Below are 23,379 nucleotides of genomic sequence, written 5' to 3' on the forward strand. Positions count from 1 at the left end.
AATTTGATAGTGAATTTTGCGAATTCAAGCAATTGTCAATTTATTATAACATTGAAAAAACGGAATTTATAAAGAATTCTATGTCCTCAAAACTTTCTGCCAACGGTCGAATGGTCAGGCCACAAAATCTAAAAGAGAGAGTCTTCTACGCATATTACTGGTAAAAGACTTTCTTTTTTATTGCTCGTTTTGATACGGTAACCGTGGTGGACGTGGACCAAAGAACTGAAAATAATGGCATTCAAGCCTTCCGGTGTAGAGCTTTCGGCTTTTGTCCCAGCGTCGTCCGATTAATCGTTCAGGGAATTGATGAGTCGTAAGCATATGCAAGGACCAATTTTCCAAACGATTAAACGTTTCACCAAGTTCAAGATAAAGCCCTTCGACCTCTTTAACATCTCCAAGTCGCTCTCCATAGGGTGGATTGGCAATCATATGCCCATATTTAAACCTAGAGCGCACTTCTGCGACCGGTAGTCGCTGAAAGTGAAGCACATCTTCTACCCCTGCCTGAAGGGCGTGTGTGCGAGCTAAGGTCAAAGCATTGGGATCAATATCTGAGCCATAGATGTGCAATGACACTTTGCGATCCCAAAGATCGAGTGCCTCCTGCCAGGCTTCTTGCCAAAGTGCTTTAGACATATTGGGCCATTTTTCTGCTGCGAAACTGCGCTTGAGACCAGGCGCTCGATTTTGGGCAATAAAAGCAGCTTCAATAGGAATAGTTCCAGTTCCGCAAAATGGATCTATCAACGCACGCTCTTTATTCCAGAAGCTCAGCTGTAACATAGCTGCAGCCAAAGTTTCTTTAAGAGGTGCTTGTCCCGCAAGTTGCCGATATCCGCGCTTGTGCAAACCCAATCCGGATGTGTCAATGGTTAACGTTACAGTATCATTGAGAAGCGCAACTTCGATCTGATAACGCGGGCCCGTTTCTTCAAACCAACTCCGACCATAACGTGCTTTGAGGCGTTCCACAATCGCTTTTTTAACAATGGCCTGACAATCTGAAACACTAAAGAGCTGAGATTTTATGGACTTTCCTTGGACTGGAAAGTTTGCATCTTCCGGAAGCCAGTCTTCCCAGGGTAAATCTTTTGTTTGCTGAAAAAGTTCTTCGAATGTCCGAGCTTTGAATGAGCCCATTTTAAGTAAAACACGATCAGAACTACGCAACCAGAGATTTGTTCGACAAATTCCCAGCTCATCAGTAGTGAACAAGACTCTCCCATTTTCTACAGTTAACTCATCATACCCCAGTTTTCTTAGTTCACGAGCGACAATGGATTCCAAACCAAAAGCGGCTGTGGCAATCAGCTCAATTTTTGCCATTTGGATTCAACCTCTCTAAATATTAGACGGTATAAGCGCACCAACATTGACCGCATAATATGCATATAATCTGTATCCTGTACTATCATAAGTGCTATAAGACTAAATGGCAAGTTTAAATTACACGGGTAAATGTTGCTCACAGGCTAAGGCCTTTTGATTACAGAACATAGCCCGTCTCCTCGTTTATTTGTCGACGCTTTTGATCCCTTCTTTGATTTTTGCCGATATCTGCTCCATAAACTCTTGGAACTTTGTATTTGCATTATTAGTTAATAGAACTTGAGGATCTTTAATACAGAGATTTTCCATATCTTCCATTGCCTTCTGTTCTTCTTTACTCAATTCAATTCCAGCCATTTGCTTGCCATGATGTTCCTGCTTCATTTTCTGGAGATTTTCAATTAACTTACGAGCTTCCGAGTTATGAAGCAGGTCATACTCTGCCTTCTTATAATCTTGATAAATGGTTGTGTGAGCGATCGATTTACCGAGCTCACTGCTCTTTTGCATAATTTCCTCAAGTTGGCCCATATCCATAATTCCTCCCTAAATAAATTCAAAGATTCCTACTACCTATTCTTTGCCAACAGTCTACCTTTTAACCAAAGATAAGATTTTGCAAAGTGCATAAAGTGCAAGTAATTTACATGTTATTCTCAGAATTTCCTTCTACTTTAACAGTAAGACTGACAGTCATGATTTCAAGTATTTCTCTTGGGTCACTGATTTGTGAAGACGACAGGCCTCCGTTCGTTTCCTCTTGCATCTCCAATAGTGCTCCATCCTCATTCTTATAAAGTTTACGTTTATTTTCTGCCACTTCCCAAGTATTTTCGAAAATGTATTCTGTTGCTTGCTCTCGTAATGATTCCTTCAACAATTCAACCAGATGGTTTTTCATTGACTCATCATAATCCGCAAGTGCCACGTTGACATATGCTCCTATCGTTTTTACCATTTTAACAACCCCTTTAATTTTCACTTTAATCTGGTCTGTTATTTTCTTTTCATTATATAAAGAAAACTTGGCTGACGCCCGAAGACACCGTCTTCGCACGGGTTAGCACAGCGGAGAAGCCTTAGCGAAGGCGGCTGCCTAGTTGCCCTTATACTTTCTAATAGTACCAAAAAGACGGCCCATTCTGGGCCGTCTTGAGGAAGAAATAAGTGAGAGTCATAAATTTAGTAAATGACCACGAACACTCAGCAGTAAAGGATCTTACAGCTCCTATGCTTTTCTAAGCAAGCCCAGTTCTCTTTTTGTTCGTTCTGCTAGCTGTTTAAGCATTCTCTCTCTATCACTTGTATATAACGGTCCATAAAACACTATGCCGTACTTTTCTAATATGTTTGCTTCTATTGCTGTTCTAGTACGTCCAACCTCAGGGACATACTGAGACTTCCTTTTGGATTTTTGAAATTTCACGTGATGAGCACTATCAATAAACACCGCTAGATTTGCAGTTCTGTCGTCATCATTAACCTCGTTTAGGTGGTGTACAATCTCTGTTTCTTTTAACTGTCTTTTCAAATACCTCTCAATTATTAGCCTAGCAATCTCCATTGTTTCGTTTTTAGAATTGGTAGAAATATTGTCGCTCATTGTTTGACTCCTTTCAAAGTGTCTCAAATAAAAACAAGCAACAGCCATTGGGAATTCTGCACGTCATCCCGCTAGTCATATTGCTCTTGTTTCGAAGATGAATTCGATTTATTAATCTTTTCATTATACCATACTTAATTCGTAATATCAATTGTATTTTCATTTATGACTAGTAGAGCCGCGGGCATCCGAATGGGTAACGGGCAACTGGCCACTGTTAGACTGAAGTAAGGGCGCATTAGATCAACCAATTCGGGAAACTCTAAGGGAAATAGAAACACCCACTTATTTGTGAAAGGAGATAGAATAGATGAGCAATAAAAGAACTGACAAATCAAGAACCCATGCCGCCAATGTAGATGACAACCGCGCCAATTCAGATAATGACAAGAAAAAGGTTCCTACAAGTGCTACTAATAATTCCAAGGACCGGGTTTAAAACCCGGCCCTTTTTCGAATTTGTTTCCATTCCACGAACCTACTAAACAAATAACATAAATTTTGACCGCTATTTTTCGGTGTACATCTCAATAATTTTCAGAATAACCTCCACTGCTTTTTCCATGGCAAACGTAGGAATGAATTCATATTTACCGTGAAAGTTGTGTCCTCCAGTAAAAATATTAGGGGTAGGTAAACCCATGTAGGAAAGTCTTGCCCCATCAGTTCCTCCTCGAATCGGACGAATGTCTGGAACGACGCCCACGGCTTTCATCGCTTTTGAAGCAGTATCCACAATATGTCTTACCGGTTCAATTTTCTCTTTCATATTAAAATATTGATCCTTTATCTCAATGGTCACCGTATCTTTTCCGTATTTATTATTGATTCCATCGGCAATTTGCAGCATTTTTTCTTTTCTTTTTACAAATGAGACTGAGTCGAAATCCCGTATGATATAACGAAGTTTGGCCTCTTCGACTTCACCTTGAATATTGGTTATGTGATAAAATCCTTCATACCCCTCCGTCTCTGCCGGTGTTTCATCCTTTGGTAACTGGTCGATAAATTCCTGAGCTAGCAAGATAGCATTAATCATTTTTCCTTTTGCAGAACCAGGATGGATATTTCTTCCTTGAAATCTGATTTTTGCTCCTGCGGCATTAAAATTTTCATATTCCAGTTCTCCAATCGGCCCACCATCGATTGTATACGCATAATCTGCTCCAAATCTTTCTACATTAAAATGGTCTGCGCCTCTCCCTACCTCTTCATTTGGTGTAAACGCGATGCAGATCTTACCATGCGGAATCTCGCTATGTTTTTTTAGGTAATCTATTGCTGTCAGAATTTCAGCAACCCCGGCTTTATCATCTGCTCCTAGCAATGTCGTTCCATCTGTTGTGATTAGTGTTTTTCCCAGATAATTTTTGAGTTCTGGAAAATCCCTCGGCGATAATATGATATTTTTCTCATGATTTAGAATAATGTCCAGGCCGCCATATTCTTCAATGATTTGGGGCCTAACTCCTTTACCGCTCATATCGGGACTGGTGTCTAGATGGGCAATAAAACCGAGTGCTGGCATTGCCTTATCTATATTGGCTGGCAAATAGGCCATTACATAGCCCTTTTCATCCAAATAAATATCTTCCAAATCCATTGTTTTTAATTCTTCAACAAGAACCTTGGCGAACTCTATCTGTCCAGGCGTTATCGGGACAGTTTCCTCTTCATTTGACTGAGTATCAAACTTAACGTACTTCAAAAATCTTTCCGTAACGTCCATCATTTATACAATCCTCCACATCTATCAGCACTACATTTAACCATCTTAATTTCACATAACTAAGCTTAGTTTATTATTCATCTAACTAAATAAACCAAGTCTAAATTAAGTTGCTTATTTAACTAAATTTAGGCCTCAAGCCCATAGGCTTGAGGCTTTTCCTAGTCTTGAAGTCTTAACTCTCATTTTCGGAGGTCACAATGTCCTCTTTAGCTTTTTTCTGAGCTTGTTTGAATTCCGCACTTCTAGAATCATACTTGGCACTGGCAAGCCCTTTAGTATGCTTTTGGATCTCTCCTGTCTTTTTCATACTTACCTCCATGTCAACTCTACTTTTAGTAACACAATAGTTAGTATGTTGCAGTCGTACGGATATCATGTAACTTTTAAAAAACTTGACTTGCCCCAAACTTTATTAACAACTGACAGCTTACAACGACTAAGAAGACTCGATCAGAAAGGTTTAAAGTTAGAGTGTTGTTAACCGGAACATACGTTCTTATAACAGTGTTACCCTATTTCTGTCACCTTTTCTAAGCTATTTAAATATCATGGGAAGAGAAATAATGCCTTTGATATCTGACAGATAGAGGTGAGTGTATGAATTATAAGTTAGCGCGATCCAATTACAGGAATCTAGTTGTCGGAGCAGACACAAAGATCCCTCTCCACAACGGTCAATTAACAACCGCCATCAATTTCGATAACGCGGCTTCGACCCCTCCCTTTGTTTCGGTGACGGAGGAAATTGCAAAATTCTCCACTATGTATTCTTCGATTCATCGTGGCACAGGTTATAAATCACAGTATTCTTCTCAACTCTTTGAAGACGCTAGGTCTGTAGTCCTGAAATTTGTTAATGCCGATCCTGTTCAAGATACAGTAATCTTTGTCAAAAATACAACAGAAGCCATTAACAAATTATCCTATCGTCTATGGGAAGGAAAAAAGAAAAGTGTTATCTTATCCACCTGGATGGAGCACCATTCCAACGACCTTCCGTGGAGAAACAAGTTTCAAGTCGATTATGTCCAGACGGACCTTTCCGGAAAGTTAAGCATCGAAGATCTGGAGAGCAAATTAATCAAACATAAGGGCAATGTCAAACTCGTTACCGTTACCGGAGCCTCCAATGTTACAGGTTATGTCAACCCCATACATAAAATAGCTGAACTTGCCCACCGTTATCGAGCGAAAATACTAGTCGATGGCGCTCAACTGGTTCCTCACAATCCCGTGAACATGAAACCCAAAAACCCGCTTCACCATATTGATTATCTCGCTTTCTCTGCTCATAAAATGTACGCTCCATTTGGCACTGGGGTTCTCATTGGGCCAAAAGAAACATTTAAACACGGCATCTCTGAATTCGTAGGCGGAGGTACCGCAGAAACCGTAACCCATGATTGGGTAGTATGGGAGAAACCACCCCACAAAGAAGAAGCGGGCTCTCCCAACGTCATGGGCGTTGTTGCACTCGTAGCTGCAATTAAAACCTTAACAGCTCTAGGCATGCATAACATTGATCACTATGAAAATCAACTTACCAACTATGCCAACTCCAAGCTTCAATCAATCCCGGGCATTACGCTTTACTCTCAAACCGCGATAGGTGAACCTCGAATTGGGGTTATCCCTTTCAATCTTAAAGGGATTGCCCATGAACGAGTTGCAACTATTTTATCGAATCAGGCGGGCATTGCGGTTCGCACCGGATGTTTTTGTACCCAACCCTATATCCAAAGACTTTTATCTATTTCTCCAAAACAAATGGAGTTCTACAGAAAAAGTGTGGACGCTCCGCGCCCAGGTATCGTTCGGGTAAGCTTTGGATTATACAATGATTTTGCTGAGATTGATCTCTTAACCCAATGGCTTGAAAGAATTATTAAGCATCCAACAACTTACATCTAAGGAATGTTATATAATTTCTATTTTTACTTATAATAGATTGGAATAAACACCATAAAGGGGGTAAAAATTGAGCCAGAAAATGAACCTTCTCATATTCAGCGGCGAATATGATAAAGCGTTAGCCGCACTTTTGCTCGCGAACACTGCCAAAGAACTAGATGTCGATGTGACCATGTTCTTCGCATTTTGGGGACTTTTTCTCATTCGCGACCCTGAAAAAGCGACGTCCGAAGACAAAAGCATATACGAAAATATGTTCGGTATGGTTACTCCTAAGGGACCTGAGGAGTTGCCGCTTTCACGGATGAATATGGCTGGTCTTGGAAAACAAATGCTTCTGGAAATGATGGAAGAGGACAAAACTCCTTCACTAACAGATTTTCTCAATGGTGCGAAGAAAAAAGGCGTTAAATTTTACGCCTGTAAATTATCCGTGGATGTCATGGGCTTTAAAGAAGACGAACTGCTTCCAGAGGTTGAAATCATTACGGCAAAAGAGTACTTAGTCGACGCCCTGGCCTCAGACATGCAACTTTTTATTTAGTTACTTAGTACTTATCCCCAAAGCTTCTTTAGCAAGCCGGTCTACATAATCGTTAAAGCGATTTCCACTGTGACCGGTTACTTTTTTAAATTCGTACAGCCCATGATGCGCACGCATAAATTTTACATATGCCTGTGTAAATTTATTTTTCGCTTGCCAATCCCCTGTGACCCATAAGGAGATGCCGGAATAATCGTGATAGATGCGGATGCGTGCCTCAAGTTTTTTGGCTTTTTCCACAGCATGCTGTACTGCCGCGATTTCTCCTGCGACATTTCGCATTTTTGCGGCTTCCAGGTCATCACCGACCCCGTTACTTTCAAAAACAACCTGGGCATCCTTAATGAAGGCATAGCCATAGGAATACCTGCCATTAGAATAGCTTCCATCTGTATAGACTTCGTAATCAATTGAATCTATCGAATCAGGCAGCTCATTTAAATTTACCTTAAGATCCGCAAAAACCTCTTCCCTACCATTTAGCCACTCTAGAGCTTCGGCTTTCGTTTCGAAGCCTTTAAACACAGCTCCTTTGTAACCCTTAACAGATGCTTGACATTCCGGCCAGTTACTGAAGATTCCCAACTTAGCCCCTTCTTTAACTGCATAATAATTTTTTTTACCCAACGCTTGTCCCCCCTTAACCGTAGGCAATTAATGTTATTCATCAAATAAACCTTGCCATGAATTAAAATCTTCCAATATCAAAATAATAGGTCAAAGCTGAGCAAAACACAAACTAAAAAATAAAGGAGGGCTGCTCTCTTGTCTAAAATAATGAAAACAATGGATGGAAATCAAGCCGCCGCAACCGCCTCATATGCCTTAACTGAAGTAGCCGCTATCTTTCCTATTACCCCTTCAACTCCGATGGCTGAAGGGGTCGACGAATGGTCGGCCCATGGAAAAATGAATTTGTTTGGTCAACCTGTAAAAGTAGCTGAAATGCAGTCTGAAGCTGGTGCCGCAGGTGCATTGCATGGTTCGCTAGCCGCCGGAGCACTCACGACCACCTACACCGCTTCGCAAGGTCTTCTCTTGATGATCCCCAATATGTACAAAATTGCCGGCGAACTGTTGCCTGCAGTCTTTCATGTAAGTGCTCGTGCTGTTGCGGCACATGCCTTGTCCATCTTTGGCGACCACCAAGATGTGATGGCTTGTCGTCAAACAGGCTTTGCCCTGCTTGCCTCCTCTAGTGTTCAGGAAGCTCATGATTTAGCCTACGCTGCCCATCTCAGTACGATTAAATCACAAATTCCTTTTCTGCATTTTTTCGATGGGTTCCGAACCTCCCATGAGATTCAAAAGATCGAACTAATTGATGAACAGGACATTGCCAAACTTGTCGATTGGAAGGGAATTCAGGCCTTTCGTGACCATGCTTTAACCCCGGAACACCCAGTTGCCCGAGGAACTGCCCAAAACCCTGACATCTATTTTCAAGGTCGGGAAGTTGCAAATTCTTTCTATAATGCAGTACCAGATATCGTCGAAAACTATATGCAAGATATTAAACAAATTACAGGTCGAGAGTATCATCCTTTTGTTTATTACGGTTCTCCAGATGCGGAAAACGTTATTGTCGCCATGGGTTCTGTCTGCGAGACGATTGAGGAAACTGTTGATTATCTGCTGACTAAAGGAGAAAAGGTCGGGGTTATTAAAGTTCACCTCTATCGGCCATTTTCGGAAAAATACTTCTTGAACGTTCTCCCCAAAACAGTCAAGAAGATTGCTGTTCTTGATCGCACTAAAGAACCGGGCTCACTTGCTGAACCCTTATGCCTGGATATTGTCGATCTCTTTTACAATAGCGAAACGAAACCCCTCATCATTGGAGGTCGGTACGGACTGGGTTCTAAGGACACTCGCCCTACCCATATCATTGCGGTCTTTGAAAATCTCAAACAAGCTCAGCCTAAGAATAGGTTTACGATTGGTATCACGGATGATGTCACGAACTCCTCTCTTGCCGAAGTTGATCTTGTTGAAACTGCTCCCCAAGGAACCATTGGTTGCAAGTTTTACGGTTTAGGTTCAGATGGGACAGTCGGGGCCAACAAATCTGCTATTAAGATCATCGGCGATAAAACTCCGCTGTATGCTCAAGGTTATTTCTCCTATGACAGTAAAAAATCCGGTGGCACAACCATTTCTCACTTGCGTTTTGGTCAGAAGCCTATAAAATCTACCTACCTAGTGCTTCATGCCGACTACGTTGCCTGCCATAACAAATCATTTATTTATAACTATGATTTGTTAAACGGTCTAAAACCTAATGGGGCATTTGTTCTGAATTGTCCTTGGAAATCCGAGGAGTTAGATAGGGAACTTCCAGCCTCAATGCGACGTTATATTGCCAAAAACAAGATTAATCTCTATATAATTGATGCCGTAAAGATTGCCAGTGAGATTGGTCTCGGTGGAAGGATCAATATGATTATGCAGGCTGCCTTCTTTAAGCTAGCCAATGTCATTCCTGTTAACGATGCCGTAAACTACTTAAAAGAATCCATTGCGAAAACTTACGGGAAAAAAGGCCAGAAAATTGTAGACATGAATATTGCCGCTGTAGATCGTGGCATAGAATCTTTACAAAAGGTATCTATCCCTGAATCTTGGGCTAACGCTGAATCAGAGAAAAACCCTACAGTTGACGAACCAGATTTCATCAAGAACATTCAACGTCCCATGGCCCGTAACGAAGGAGACAATCTTCCTGTCAGTACCTTCGTAGGCATGGAGGACGGCACCTTCCCCGTGGGGACTACTACTTATGAAAAACGCAGAATTGCTGTCATGGTTCCTGAGTGGATAATTGACAAATGTATCCAATGCAACCAGTGTTCCTTAGTCTGTCCACACGCCACTATTCGGCCATTCCTCCTCGATGAAGCGGAGCAGGCTAAAGCGCCGGAGACTTTCCTGACTAAAAAACCGCTCGGCAAAGGATTAGAAGGCTATCACTATCGAATTCAAGTTGATCCATTAGATTGTACAGGATGCGGCAACTGTGCTGATGTCTGTCCTGCGCCAGGAAAAGCTATTGTCATGGGACAGGCTGAACCTCAGATCAATGCCCAAACGGACAACTGGTACTTTGCCACCACTATTACTGAGAAAAAAGGCCTAATGGATCCTAAAAGTGTCAAGGGCAGTCAATTTTTGCAGCCACTGTTCGAATTCAGTGGCGCTTGCCCTGGGTGTGGAGAAACAGCGTATGTTAAGCTCATTACTCAATTATACGGAGATCGCATGATGATCGCCAACGCCACAGGTTGTTCTTCGATTTACGGTGCCAGTGCTCCCTCTGTCCCCTATACCACAAATTCTGCGGGCAAGGGTCCTGCCTGGGCAAATTCGCTGTTTGAAGATAACGCCGAATATGGGTACGGAATGTTCCTTGGCGCTAGACAGGTGCGAGACAACTTGGCAACTCTAATGCAAAAATCGTTAGAGACCTCGATCCCTGATAACCTTAAGCAAGCCTTCCAGGAATGGCTGGCCGGAAAAGATGATGGGGAAGCTTCAAAGACTGCAACGGAAAAAGTGTTGGCCGCTCTGGAAACTGCTCCTGAGTCCTCTAAAGAGCTCGTGCAATCAATTTTGGTTAAAAAAGATCATCTTATCAAGCAGTCACAATGGATGATCGGCGGAGATGGCTGGGCTTATGACATTGGCTACGGAGGATTAGATCATGTCTTGGCTTCTGGTGACGACATCAATATCCTTGTCCTAGACACAGAAGTCTACTCTAACACGGGTGGCCAGTCCTCAAAAGCAACACCAACTGCTGCAGTAGCGAAATTTGCCGCAGCGGGCAAAAAGATCCGCAAGAAAGATTTGGGCATGATGGCGATGAGCTATGGCTATATCTATGTAGCACAGATTGCTCTAGGGGCTAATATGAATCAAGCGCTCAAAGCTATTACAGAAGCTGAAAATTACAAAGGGCCCTCTCTAGTGATTGCCTACTCTCCTTGCATCAATCACGGTATTAAAACCGGTATGGGAACCACAATAGCCGAAGAAAAGAAAGCGGTTGATGCAGGATATTGGCACCTCTACCGCCACAACCCTCTGCTTAAACAAGAAGGAAAGAATCCATTCATTTTGGATTCCAAAGAACCTTCAGGATCGTTCAAGGACTTCATCCTTGGTGAAGGCCGTTACTCTCAGTTAATATCTACTTTCCCAGACATTGCCGATGAACTGTTTAATGAGGCTGAGTACCATGCCAAGGAACGATATCAAACCTACAAACGGCTGACTGAAATGCAGTATTAGGAACCTCAGAAAGCAAATATAACGAGCGGGCGCACGTAGGCGACCCGCTCGTTATATTCCATGATATCTGGTGAGTATAAGTAAACTATAATACTATTTTTGATTTGAGTCGACCCATTCTTTAGCATTCCCCACTTCAACTTCGCTCGGGATTGCAACATTTGATATTTCCTTAGTTCTTTCAATGTTCGCCCAAGCCGCTGTAGTATGCTGTTCGATCGGTCTTAGTTTTTGATGTTCCTGATCATTACTATTGCTCATAAATTGACATCCCTCCTTCCTATTTAGTATGATCAATCCAGAGCGATAACATTCCAATGGGACCTAAATCCTCTGCGAATCAACACCAGAACTGGAAGTTGTCGAACTATATAATCTATTGTTTTACTTTAGTATCCAAACTATTGGTGGTATGGTATATTTAGATCTAGATTTTCCTCAATTTCCTTAAATTCGCTTTCGTTAAAACACAAAGTAAAACAGATCTAACCCAGCAAAAGGCAATTGATCAGATAACGGAAGGAGCTCTTAGCTATGAATCAAGTCGACAACAATATTTCAACACGCGTAAAAACTTCGCCTCGGTACCGCTGGTATATCCTGGCAACCGTTTCGATTGGTACGTTCATGGCAACCTTAGATAGCAGTATCGTCAATGTTGCCCTGCCCACCATTTCTATAAAGTTACAGGCAGATCTTTCAATCTTACAATGGGTCGTAACCGCCTATTTATTAACCATCTCCAGCTTACTTCCTGTTTTTGGGCGTATTGCCGATCTTGTAGGGCGCAAACGCGTTTTCTCAATAGGATTTTTAATTTTTACCCTCGGTTCGATTTTGTGTGGATTAGCTACAAATATTTGGTTTCTCATCGGAATGCGTGTTCTCCAAGCCCTTGGGGCATCGATGCTGATGGCTAACAGTGCCGCACTTATTATTGCTAACTTCCCACCTAAAGAAAGGGGACGAGCCCTAGGCTTAACTGGAACTGTTGTTGCCCTAGGAAGCTTAACTGGCCCAGCTCTTGGTGGAGTTCTCGTCGGCCTCTTAAGCTGGCGCTCCATATTCTATATTAATTTACCAATTGGGATTCTTGGCTATCTTGCCGCTCAAATTATTCTTCCCCATGATAACCCTCAACAAAACAATGAAACATTCGATTTTGTAGGCGCCCTCTTTTTCACCCTCGGTATGATAAGTCTTTTATTTGCCGTCAGCAACGGTCAAGATTGGGGTTGGCAAACCTCTCCAATCCTTTTTGGGTTAGTTATCGGAACTATTCTTTTAGGACTCTTTTTCTATACTGAACTGCGGGTGAAAAATCCGATGATTCATCTTTCCTTGTTTCGAATCCGCCCCTTTTTCATTGGGAATATTACCGGCTTTCTCTCTTTCGTGGCTATGTATGCGAATACCATGCTCATGCCTTTCTATCTACAACATGTTTTGAATTATAGCCCAACCCAAGTGGGATTGCTAATGACTGCCTTTCCCCTGATGATGGCGGTAACCGCTCCGATCAGTGGGCATGCTTCTGACCGTATAGGCCCAATCATCTTAACTACTAGTGGATTGCTTGTTACCGCAGTAGGCTTTTTATATCTTTCAACAATGACAGCTGCCTCGTTGTACTGGCAAATCATCCCGGGTCTTCTGCTTATGGGTTTAGGAGCCGGTCTTTTTCAATCTCCTAATAATAGTAGCGTTATGAGTTCCGTTCCGCCTAACAAATTAGGCGTTGCCGGTGGGATTAACGCCCTTGTCCGAAACGTTGGCATGGTGATCGGTATTGCTTACTCAGTTTCATTGTTTGAAAACCGTGAAGCAAACTTCCTTGCGGGTGTAACTATCCCAACAGCTGTTCAACAAGCTACTGCTTTTGTAGGCGCTTACCGTATTGTTATGTTGACCTCGATGGGTATTGCCATTATAGCTGCTTTGATTTCTCTCAATCGAAAAGGTTACACGCGATCTGAAACATAGAGATACACAATTGTAAGGAGATAGGTCTATGAAATTCAGCTAAAATATATTAATATAACCATTAACTGGATCTATAAACTAATTACCCTAGCTAAGATTTAATGGGAGGTGATCGTAATGGCTAAATGCGAAAAATGTGGTGCTGAAGTTCCACAAGAGGAGCTCTCTGAAGTTCAAGGTCTAAAGATATGCGAGGATTGTGAGATTAAGAGTGTCAAGCCTCCGGAGTTAAAAATTAATTTGTAATTTATAGACACTACTGAGGCACTAATGCTTGACTAAGAAACTGTATATTCTAAGGATTGAGGATATCCCCTAAGGACGATTACCAGATCGTTCCACCTTTTTAAAGTGAACCTAGCTTTTCTGTTGATTAAATACAATAGGCTATAACCTTTTCCTGAAGAAAGAAAGTGTTATTACATCAAGAGGCCAGTAACCTTACCGAAAATAAGGCTACTGGCTTCTTCTTTTAAATCAAGTAAGTTACTCAAGGTTTGATCTCGGTTTACCCAGGTAAACGTTTCGCAGCCAAAACGGTTGCCGGAGAATCCTCAGTCCAAGGTTCTCTGTCAAAGTTTCCCCACAGACCTGATACTTCCCAACCAGTTTCAAATAAAGCATTTTTTAGGCTATCGCATTTTATCGGGAACAAAACATTGACCCCAGAGATAGTCTCTTTCGAGTTCGGAATCTCTATTTCCATCACAAAATCCAATTTTCCATCCGAGCGATGCGTGTAAAATCGGTGAAAGATTAAGTGTGCTGTCTTGATTATCGGTAACTCCTTAATTTGCTTAGCCAATATACGATCGTAGTTGACGATTTGTAATAATAAATGGGTTCCCTTTTCTCGAAATTGAGTTAAAACTTGTTTTAGCTCAATTTCCCCGGACACATGAGCTAACGTATTTCCTATGCAAACGATTCCATCAAAGTGTTGCTCTATACTCTTAAGATCCCGCATATCTGCTAAGGAAAACCTAGCGGTGCTTCCAGTCTCGTGAGCTTTTTTTCTAGAGTTCTCAATCATCTCTGCACTTAAATCCACGCCGAGCACGTGTATGCCGGTTTTACTTAATTCCAAAGCAAATGTTCCTGTACCACATCCGATATCCAAGACTGATGTCAGTGATTCCTGCCTCAGATAATCATGTAAGAAATTCTTTTGTGCTTCCTTTAACGGAAAGATCTCATCATAGTATTCAGATAAAGCACGGTAAAAATCCACTCTAATTATCCTCTCCTCATCGTTTACAGGGTCAACCGGACTGTATGGACTTGACCATCATCCTTTAATGAAATGACAGGTTCTTGTAATACTTCTTCATCCACAGTGATCCGCTCGCACCCGCTCATTCTACCCTTAGGATTCTCGACGATAATCTCATAATGAGCCGTTTGATACTGATAAGTTAAGCGATAGCCCGGCCAGCGGCCTGGAATACTAGGATTTAAAACTAATTTGTCCCCTTGGCGTCTAAAACCTAAAATCCCCTCTAGCCCTGCCTGATACATCCACCCGGATGCTCCAGTATACCATGTCCATCCTCCCCTGCCTACATGTGGATGGATGGCGTAAACATCTGCAGCCATAACATACGGTTCGACTTTGTAGCGATTCACCTCATGTTCTGTACGGGCGTGATGGATGGGGCTTAACATTTGAAATAGTTCTGCAGCCTTATCACCTTCTCCTAAACTGGTGTAAGCCAGTATCGCCCAAGTTGCTGCGTGTGTATACTGTCCGCCATTTTCACGGACCCCTGGGACATACCCTTGAATGTAACCAGGATCGGGCAAAAATTTGTCAAAGGGTGGCGTAAGTAAGAGAAGGACACCGTCTTCTTTTCGCCACAAGTAGTGTTCTAAGGCCAGCATCGCATCCTTGGCCCGAGATGATTTGCCTGCTCCAGATAGAACCGACCAAGACTGGGCGATAGCATCGATTTGACATTCTGCATTTTGAGAAGATCCTAAAGGAGTCCCGTCATCAAAATAAGCCCGCCGATACCATCCGCCATCCCAACCATGCAGTTCGATATTTTTTTGGAGTTCTTCGGCAATCAAACGATAGCGGGCTCCTCTTTCAAGATCCTGGCGTTCATCACATAGAGCAGCAAAACGAGTCAAAGTTAGATACAAAAACCATCCTAGCCACACACTTTCCCCTTTTCCTTTGGGGCCAATTCGACTAAATCCGTCATTCCAGTCTCCAGACCCGATTAGAGGTAATCCATGTTCGCCAAAACGCAGCCCTCGTTCGAGGGCACGAACACAATGCTCATATACACTTCCCTGTTGGTTGGAAATTGATGGAATCGAATATCGTTCATCTTCATCGTCTTTCAGGGGCTGATCCTCAAGATAAACATTCGTTTCATCTAAAATATCCTTATCTCCTGTGCGCTCAATATAATAGGTGGTAACAAAAGGTAACCAGAGCAAATCATCTGAGAATTTTGTCCGTATTCCTTTTCCTTTTCCGGCGTGCCACCAATGCTGCACATCCCCTTCTAAGAACTGATGACCACAATGAAGAATAATTTGTGCACGGGTAGCCTCCGGAGTCGTATAGACAAGAGCCATCACATCCTGTAATTGATCTCTAAAGCCATAGGCTCCCCCAGACTGGTAAAACGCTGAACGAGCCCATACGCGGCAGACAACGGTCTGATAGAGAAGCCAGCGGTTTAAAAGGAGATTCATGGACGGGTCAGGTGTGTCAACCTGAACAGTTCCCAGAACCTTATCCCAATACTTCTTGACTTCTTCAAACGCTTCAGCGATCTTCTCAGGCTGCTTATACGCTGATATGATTTTCTCCGCCTCTTGGCGGTTTTCTGTTTCACCCAGTAAGAAAGTTAGGACTTTAGTCTCACCAGGAGCCACGGAGAACATGAGCTGCAGAACAGAACAAGGATCAAGCCCTGCTCCAACAGTGTCTGAGAATTGTTCTAGCTTTAACCCTATAGGATCTTCCAAACTCCCGTTACGCCCGATAAACTCGGAGCGATCCCCGGTATAACTTTTCACTTCCGCGCCAAAGACAGTTAAAAACCCTATCCGTCCAACAAACTCTTCTTGATATGTGTTGCGAGTAAAAAAGATGTTACGTTCTCCATCATATTCTGTTACCAGATACGGAGCAGTCTGTTGGCGAGCTACGCCCATCACCCATTCTACATAATAGACGGTACTTAAGCGTAAGTTTTGATCCGTCGTGTTCGAAAGAACTAATTCAATGACCTTCACCGGCTCTTGAACAGGGACAAAGAGGCGCATGGTTTGCTTAAGTCCGTGACTGTGATGCTCAAAGATTGAATACCCTTGGCCATGTCGAATTGTATAGGAACCCTTTTCGCGTTTAGGATTACTACTCACAGACCAAGCTTCCCCAGTCTCTTCGTCACGTAAGTATAAGGCTTCCCCCGTCGGATCCAGAATTTGATCATTTGACCAAGGAGTGAGTTTGTACTCCCTACTGTTGAGCGACCATGTGTAGCCAGCCCCTGATTCAGATACTTGAAAACCAAACTTTGGATTGGCGATGACATTGATCCAGGGTAGTGGAGTGTTCATCCCCTCCTTCAGTTCGATAACATACTCTTGACCGTCTTCGCTAAACCCACCGTATCCATTAGCAAACTGCAGTTGAACAGTTGATTCTCCGCTTACTTCTTCACGATACTCAGTTTTTCTCTGCTGGATAATTTGGAGTGGCTGATCTGAGGTAACTGTCTCCTCTCGCTCTCCATCCGCAAAAATTGCTTTTCCTTTTTTGCGGAATTGAACAGAACAAGATCCTCCATCACCACTAAAAATCATCCGAGCTACAGCACAGAGAAGCGTCACATCGTCGGGATGAACATGGTCTTTTTGCAGCAGAAAAACTCCGCCCGGCTGATTTAATAGATCCCGAGCATGCCCCATCGAAATTAAGTCACGGAGATTTTCCTGGAAGGCCTGAACATATCCGCTCTCATCTTCATTGAGAATGACAAGATCAGCAAACAGTCCTTTAAGCCTCCAGTATTCATGGATGGTTAAGAGTCGTCGCACCAAATCCGAATTTTCAGCTTCCTTCACTCGCACAAGAATGATGGGCAGATCTCCCGATATAGCATAGGGCCACAGAGAAGACTGCCCTTTGCGATTCTGCTCAATGAATTCCGCTGCATCTCTACGACAGGGGCTCAGATAAAGCAAATGACCACCGAGACTCAAACCCTCATTGGCCTGTGCCGCTGTCAAATTCAGATGACGAAGCTCCATTTTACTATGTGTCCATGCCAATTCAAACGCCCTATTCACAGCGAGTGGATCTCGGTATTTTTCGGCAATACGGATTATCTCCTCTCGATTTTCCGCATAGCCAACGGAGAAGGAGACTCGAACTGTTTGTCCAGGAGCAATCTTAACTCGTTGACGTAAGCTCATCACTGGATCCAACACCGCTCCAACAGAATTCGATAAAGGGTGATTCGCATCCAACGCTTGAGGCTTAGCCAGGCTTCTCCCCCGTCCTATAAAACGCGCTCGATCTGTCTCATATTGAAGAGAACCCACTTTCTCTCCCTCCGTGGCCACTGTGTGCATAAGCCATAATCGAGTCTGATTTTCGCTACGTGGTCTCCGAGAGGCTAACAACGCTTCATGCGCAAATTCGGTTTGAATAAAAAGATTGCCAAACGCCGGATGGGCTAAATCTTCACTTGGCCTAGACAAGACCACCTCAAAATAACTCGTTACTTCCACAGTTCGGTAATGCTTACTGTGATTGGTCAAAGAAATACGACGCATCTCTGCTTGGTCTTCAGGGGATACGACCACTTCAGTACGGGTTGTGATGTTACCATCCTTTCTGAAGAACTCAACCCGATCTGGTGCATAGGTCACCTTATAATCCTCACCAGAGTTCTGACAAGGTTGATGGGTTGCCGACCATACGTCACCAGAATTTAAGTTTTGAATATAGAAATACATGCCCCATTCATCTCGTGTTACATCTTCTCGCCAACGCGAGAGGCTAATCTCCTTAAAACGACTGAACCCCGCCCCAGCATTCGTCATCATGACCGAATATTGTCCATTGGAAATACAGTGGGTGACAGGAATAGGACTTTTTGCAGTGCCTAGAGAAATAGACTGGTTTTTTTCCGGATCAACGCCCTTAACCTGACGTTCTGTTACAACATGCTCACCAACTAGTTGCGGTATTGCCGCGCTGGATTCAGGTATGCGTTCTTGGAGCAGAAGCTCCGCAGCTTGAATTAAGGCTTCATTGTGCAAACGCTGCTGCATCCGATTTTCATATAACACATTACCCAGCGCTAAAAAACTCATGCCTTGATGATGGGCCATAAAACTCTGGATCAGCATAAAAGGACGCCCGACCGGTATGCGTTCACTGGTGAAATCGGCCGCTTCGTACAACCCATAACGCCCTCCGAACCCCCTTTGTTCCATCAGCGTAAGATTTAATAGGGCCTCATGTGGAGCAACCATTAAGGCTAAAAAACTTGCATAGGGCGCGACCACAAGATCTTGAATCAACCCACGTTTAAGACCAAGTCCAGGAACCCCGAAGGCCTTATACTGATAATTGAGCTGAGGATCAAAAGCATAAAATCCTGACTCAGATATACCCCATGGCACTCCCAGTTCCTGACCGTACTTCCTTTGTACCTCGACAACGGAACGATACGTTTCATCGAGAAGAGTACGCTCATAATTCCGCATAACCAGGAGCGGCATTAGAAATTCAAACATCGTTCCACTCCAGGAAACTAAACTACGTTTTCCTTTAGCTAGTGTCAAAGAGCGTCCTAGTTTGAACCAGTGACTATGGGGCACATCCCCTTTGGCAATGGCGATAAAACTGGCCTGTCGGGCCTCTGAAGCCAACAAGTCATAATAGGACTTATCAAGCATACTCTCTCCAACACGATAGCCAATCGAAAAGAGTTGACGCGTTTCGTCAAACAGAGGGTGAAAATCCGTCGCCATAGCCATCGTCTCAAGTCGCTGCTGAAGTTCCTCTGACCGCTGAATATAATCCTGAATCTTCGTAAGTGCCGACTGGAGCATCTCCTTGATCTCAGTTGGAAAACTTCCTTCTTTCAGTCCATTGGTATAGCACTTAGCGAGTTCCGCCAAACTAGCTGTTTGAAAAACCTCCACGTTGAGGAGTGTCTGTATTTCCAAATGTTTAGGATCAACGACCCATGGATAAATCTCTTCCGTCTCCTGACGAAAGGCTTGGATCATCGTATCGAGACGGCGTGCCCAATATATCCCCTCTTTGCTTAATTCTTGTTCTAAAATTGGCGTTGGCCAGAGGGCTAATAGCTTCAGCCAATTCTGTAGATTCCATGCCCCTTCTGAACTCAGAACATCATCAAGTGCCTGCCCGAATTCGTTAAGCTCCTTATAAGTATCCTTGCCAACCGCCTCGATCAATAAATCATACGTATCCTTAAGGCCTAGTGCATATTGCTGATCAAACAAAGGTTTTTCTCGTATCGTTTCATCGAGTCCGGATTTTAAGGTCAATAGATAGAGCACAAAATTACCACTGTCAACGGTCGACACATAACGCGGCTCTAAGGGCTCAAGACTCTGAGTATCGTACCAATTATAAAGATGCCCTTTCCAGTGTCCTAAAACCTCAAGTGTTTGGAGCGTGTGTTCAATTCGCTCATACACATTCCTTAACGTTAAATACCCAAAATCCCTTGCTGACAAATTCGCTAGTAAGGCTAATCCTATGTTTGTCGGAGATGTCCGATGAGCAACGCCGTTCGGTGGTTCGATTTGAACGTTATCAGGAGGAAGCCAATGTTCCTCAAGACAGACAAATTCCTCAAAAAAGGCCCATATTTTTCGAGCATAACGCCGTAAGGCAAGCTGTTCCGAAAACGATAGTATTTCCTTTTTATGCAGATTAGGCAAACTCACGTGGAAAGAAACCCAAATTGAAGCTACCCAGGCAAAGGCCAACGGGGCAAATCGCCCTACCTTACTCGGAAACGAAAAGCCAATAGTCAAAACCGCTAAAAAAATGAATAGAACTACTGGCCACATCGCGCTAAACATTGATTTGAAGCTGACGTCTAAGCGTTTCTCTGTATCGGCAGCGGTTTCCCATTCCAGCAGGTGTCGGTGTGAAACAAACTGTCGATAGATGCTTCGGATGATCGCATCAAGCATTATGAAAGTTTGATAAGGAAGAAATACAAACTGAAGTGCAAACTGAGTTAGTAGCGTCAGGAGATCTTGACCGACGTTGCCTCGTTCTGTTCCTTCAGTAAACAGCCTACAGAGCATGTATAAGACCATTGGCAAGATAAAACTCAAGGCAATCATACCAACCCATACCCAGGGTTCTCCTGAAAGGACTGTAAACGCAAGAATCAGAAGTAATAACTGAGCAGGAGCCTCTAAGCTTCTCCTCAAATTATCAAAGATCTTCCAGCGCGAAACAAATGGGATAGGCTTAAATAGCCAAGGCAACAGCTGCCAATCTCCTCTCACCCAGCGGTGTTGTCGGCGCATATAAGCGAGGTAGTTGGCAGGATAACCATCGACCAACTCGACGTCCGTCACGAGTCCTGCTCTGGCATATAATCCCTCGATCAAATCATGACTAAGAATGGTATTTTCCGGAAATGCCTTATGAGTTACTTTATGGAATATATCAACATCATAAATGCCCTTACCTGTGAAAATCCCTTCTCCAAATAAATCTTGATAGACATCGGATACCGCCGTGGTATACGGATCAACTCCAACTCGACCAGAAAAAATACTTGCAAATTTAGAGGCTCCTGCACTCAGAATAGAAACTCCCACTCGCGGTTGAAGTATCCCATAACCTTGCACCACTCTTCTTCCATCCTCACTCAAACGCGGAGCGTGTAGGGGGTGAGCGAGAGTTCCAATCAGCTTCTTAGCCGTCCCCTGTGGCAACTGGGTGTCGGCATCAAGTGTAATTACATAACGAAAGGTTGGCAGGATCGATAAATCACCAATCTGAACATCATAACTAGTTGCCCCATCTTGGCGTAAAAGGCAATTAAACTCTTCAAGCTTGCCACGTTTTCTCTCCCATCCCATCCAAACCCCTTCAGATGGATTAAAGATTCGTTTTCGATGAAAGAAGTAAAACCTATCTTGACCGTACTTCTGGTTTAGACTACCAATGGCTGCGCTGGCCACCGCAATAACTTCCTCGTCGCCTTGAACTATTTCCGACGATGCATCTGCAAAATCACCTAGGAGAGCAAAATGCAAATTCGCATCTCGATTGGCCAGATAATAAACCTCTATTTCAGCAATCAGTTCTCTAACCCGGTCAACACTCGTTAAGAGTGTCGGCACTGCAACCATTGTCCGTAATTCTTCAGGAATTCCTTTTCTCAACTCTAATTTTGGTAGGAAAGTAGGGCTGAAAAGTTTCGAAGCTACCCAATTCACTAACGGAATGATTAGACTACTCGCCCAAATCAAAAGACCAATAAACAAAGCAACGTAAGTCAGAAAAAGTGGCCTCACTGGCCGCGCGTGCAATAAAACCCAAGAACATAGAATTCCTGTGCCAATTAGCAAGCTGCCGAAGTAATACAATACTGGTTTATGCCAAATCGCACGCCGAATTTTGTTTCCCAAGTTCCGGGATTCCCTAAAGTCTTGTTCCAACTCCTGTTCAAGTGCACTTCGTCCTGCTCCAATTAAATCATAACCGACATGCGACGATAACGGATCTCCTTGTTCATAGGCCGTTTCTGCTCTGGCTAACACCTTCCGAGCTACAACCAGCTCCGAGATTTTAAAGCTCCTAGCAATCTTTTCTACCTGATGACGATAAGCATCTCGAGACTCAAAGTCCATATTGCTATAAACCCCACGGGGGTCCTTCGTGAAGACGTTTTCCACTAAACTTACTTCCTCGAAAAAACGAGGCCAATCTTCGGCAGTGATAAAATGAATGCTCAAAATAGCATGGCCCATAGATACTTGATACATAGTCTGACGTTGTCGTTCAAGCTTGGCAAGTTCTTCAATTGTTGTGTCTTGTTTGGCGACGACTCGGTCGACCCAGTGTAAAAGTGGTGCAACATCTCCACCCAGATCCCTCAGACGTTTAAGCAGCTGCTCGGCATAGGCTGATGAGTATTCTTCTTGCGGGCTAAGAGTTTTTAATATTTCTTCCCACTCTTCTGGCCCATGCTCTGATTCCAATAAGGGCAACACCCAGCGATCAGCCGCTTCTCTTTCAGCTTGGGTAAAAAGAATTTGTTCAGCTAACCTTCGGATATTTTCCAAGAGGACAATACGCAACATAATGGGAATTGCCCATAGTTCACCACTCGACAAGGGCACTTGCACCTGATAAGCGTTGATAAACGCTTTGAGCGTGTCACTTTGCAATTGACTATCTGTGTGTTCGATAAGCTCAACTAATAACCCGTAAACTCGCGGGTATCCTTGAAAATCGCCACTGGCATTACGTGGCAGTTTACGCTCAAATCTTTCAGGGAGGCTTCTTTGAATCTCCTCCCTTAAGTCTTTTAAACTATAAAAATTGTCTAATAACCATTCCGTTGCTGGAACAACATCCTGTGTCCTCGCAGAGTATTCCGTGATTTCACGATATGCCTGTGTTAGAAACTTCATATTTTGCTTAACCCTAGGTAACAAGGTTCGTTTTGGATGGCTAGTTTCCTGATGGGCATAAAATTGAGCAATCTCTTGGGCATGATTAAGCAAGTCTTCTCGGTTTAAGACAATATCTTTATATGGTTTAGCTTTCGTAATTGACCGTGTAAAAAACTTCATTCTTCGTCTCCATCTATTTTTTTACATCCATTTATGCATTATTCCCATTCTCTCCCACTTCATTCATCATAAAGAAACACCCTAGCCAATAATCGAGGCTCGATGCAACGATGTTCGAGGCTAGAAAGAAAAACCACGAAA

The 23,379-nt window shown here is 43.2% G+C and carries 16 protein-coding genes; 6 read left to right on the forward strand and 10 right to left on the reverse strand.

The window, feature by feature from the left end:
• Nucleotides 1-177: 177 nt before the first annotated feature.
• From DOT_RS17165 to DOT_RS17180, 4 genes are all read right to left on the reverse strand, one after another.
• Nucleotides 178-1,332, reverse strand: coding sequence for a class I SAM-dependent RNA methyltransferase (locus DOT_RS17165; protein ID WP_009621409.1), 1,155 nt, complete (start codon nt 1,330-1,332; stop codon nt 178-180).
• A 186-nt stretch (nt 1,333-1,518) separates the two neighbouring features.
• The gene (locus DOT_RS17170) at nt 1,519-1,866 is read right to left on the reverse strand and encodes a YlbF family regulator (protein WP_040412624.1); all 348 of its coding nucleotides are present in this window, start codon (nt 1,864-1,866) and stop codon (nt 1,519-1,521) included.
• Between the two features lie 112 nt (nt 1,867-1,978).
• A complete protein-coding gene (locus tag DOT_RS17175) occupies nt 1,979-2,293 on the reverse strand; it encodes a hypothetical protein (protein WP_040412627.1) in 315 nt (104 codons plus the stop codon).
• Between the two features lie 270 nt (nt 2,294-2,563).
• Nucleotides 2,564-2,938, reverse strand: coding sequence for a hypothetical protein (locus tag DOT_RS17180; RefSeq protein ID WP_009621415.1), 375 nt, complete (start codon nt 2,936-2,938; stop codon nt 2,564-2,566).
• Between the two features lie 310 nt (nt 2,939-3,248).
• Between DOT_RS17180 and DOT_RS32455 the strand changes: the two genes are divergently transcribed.
• The gene (locus DOT_RS32455) at nt 3,249-3,377 is read left to right on the forward strand and encodes a hypothetical protein (protein WP_009621417.1); all 129 of its coding nucleotides are present in this window, start codon (nt 3,249-3,251) and stop codon (nt 3,375-3,377) included.
• 69 nt (nt 3,378-3,446) lie between these two features.
• On the opposite strand, the gene pepT is transcribed toward DOT_RS32455, so the two are convergent.
• Together pepT and DOT_RS32460 are read right to left on the reverse strand one after the other, a co-directional pair.
• Nucleotides 3,447-4,670, reverse strand: coding sequence for a peptidase T (pepT, locus tag DOT_RS17185; protein WP_009621419.1), 1,224 nt, complete (start codon nt 4,668-4,670; stop codon nt 3,447-3,449).
• Between the two features lie 172 nt (nt 4,671-4,842).
• Nucleotides 4,843-4,977 (reverse strand): hypothetical protein, encoded by a 135-nt coding sequence (locus tag DOT_RS32460; RefSeq protein ID WP_282433471.1) that lies wholly within the window; start codon nt 4,975-4,977, stop codon nt 4,843-4,845.
• A 290-nt stretch (nt 4,978-5,267) separates the two neighbouring features.
• On the opposite strand from DOT_RS32460, the gene DOT_RS17190 reads away from it, so the two are divergent.
• Nucleotides 5,268-6,581, forward strand: coding sequence for an aminotransferase class V-fold PLP-dependent enzyme (locus DOT_RS17190; protein WP_009621423.1), 1,314 nt, complete (start codon nt 5,268-5,270; stop codon nt 6,579-6,581).
• A gap of 67 nt (nt 6,582-6,648) precedes the next feature.
• Complete coding sequence (locus DOT_RS17195; RefSeq protein ID WP_009621424.1) at nt 6,649-7,125, forward strand: DsrE/DsrF/DrsH-like family protein; 477 nt, start codon at nt 6,649-6,651, stop codon at nt 7,123-7,125.
• On the opposite strand, the gene DOT_RS17200 is transcribed toward DOT_RS17195, so the two are convergent.
• Nucleotides 7,126-7,752, reverse strand: a complete 627-nt coding sequence (locus DOT_RS17200) for a ribonuclease H family protein (RefSeq protein WP_009621426.1) — start codon at nt 7,750-7,752, stop codon at nt 7,126-7,128.
• Between the two features lie 138 nt (nt 7,753-7,890).
• Here DOT_RS17200 and nifJ point away from each other — a divergent pair, with 138 nt between their 5' ends.
• Nucleotides 7,891-11,415, forward strand: a complete 3,525-nt coding sequence (nifJ, locus tag DOT_RS17205; RefSeq protein ID WP_009621428.1) for a pyruvate:ferredoxin (flavodoxin) oxidoreductase — start codon at nt 7,891-7,893, stop codon at nt 11,413-11,415.
• A 93-nt stretch (nt 11,416-11,508) separates the two neighbouring features.
• On the opposite strand, the gene DOT_RS28825 is transcribed toward nifJ, so the two are convergent.
• Complete coding sequence (locus tag DOT_RS28825) at nt 11,509-11,676, reverse strand: DUF3787 domain-containing protein (protein WP_009621430.1); 168 nt, start codon at nt 11,674-11,676, stop codon at nt 11,509-11,511.
• Between the two features lie 273 nt (nt 11,677-11,949).
• Here DOT_RS28825 and DOT_RS17210 point away from each other — a divergent pair, with 273 nt between their 5' ends.
• Both DOT_RS17210 and DOT_RS32465 read left to right on the forward strand, forming a co-directional pair.
• Nucleotides 11,950-13,398, forward strand: a complete 1,449-nt coding sequence (locus DOT_RS17210; RefSeq protein ID WP_009621432.1) for an MFS transporter — start codon at nt 11,950-11,952, stop codon at nt 13,396-13,398.
• A 117-nt stretch (nt 13,399-13,515) separates the two neighbouring features.
• Complete coding sequence (locus DOT_RS32465; RefSeq protein WP_009621433.1) at nt 13,516-13,644, forward strand: hypothetical protein; 129 nt, start codon at nt 13,516-13,518, stop codon at nt 13,642-13,644.
• Nucleotides 13,645-13,906: 262 nt separating this feature from the next.
• Here the strand turns inward: DOT_RS32465 and DOT_RS17215 are convergent, their stop codons facing one another.
• Together DOT_RS17215 and DOT_RS17220 are read right to left on the reverse strand one after the other, a co-directional pair.
• Nucleotides 13,907-14,629 carry a class I SAM-dependent methyltransferase gene (locus DOT_RS17215; RefSeq protein WP_009621434.1) on the reverse strand — a complete coding sequence of 241 codons (723 nt, stop codon included), beginning with the start codon at nt 14,627-14,629 and terminating at the stop codon, nt 13,907-13,909.
• A gap of 23 nt (nt 14,630-14,652) precedes the next feature.
• Entirely contained in the window at nt 14,653-23,238 is an 8,586-nt protein-coding gene (locus DOT_RS17220; RefSeq protein ID WP_009621435.1) for a glucoamylase family protein, read from the reverse strand.
• Between the last annotated feature and the right edge of the window lie 141 nt (nt 23,239-23,379).

The sequence above is a fragment of the Desulfosporosinus sp. OT genome (assembly GCF_000224515.1).
Taxonomy (GTDB): Bacteria; Bacillota; Desulfitobacteriia; order Desulfitobacteriales; family Desulfitobacteriaceae; genus Desulfosporosinus.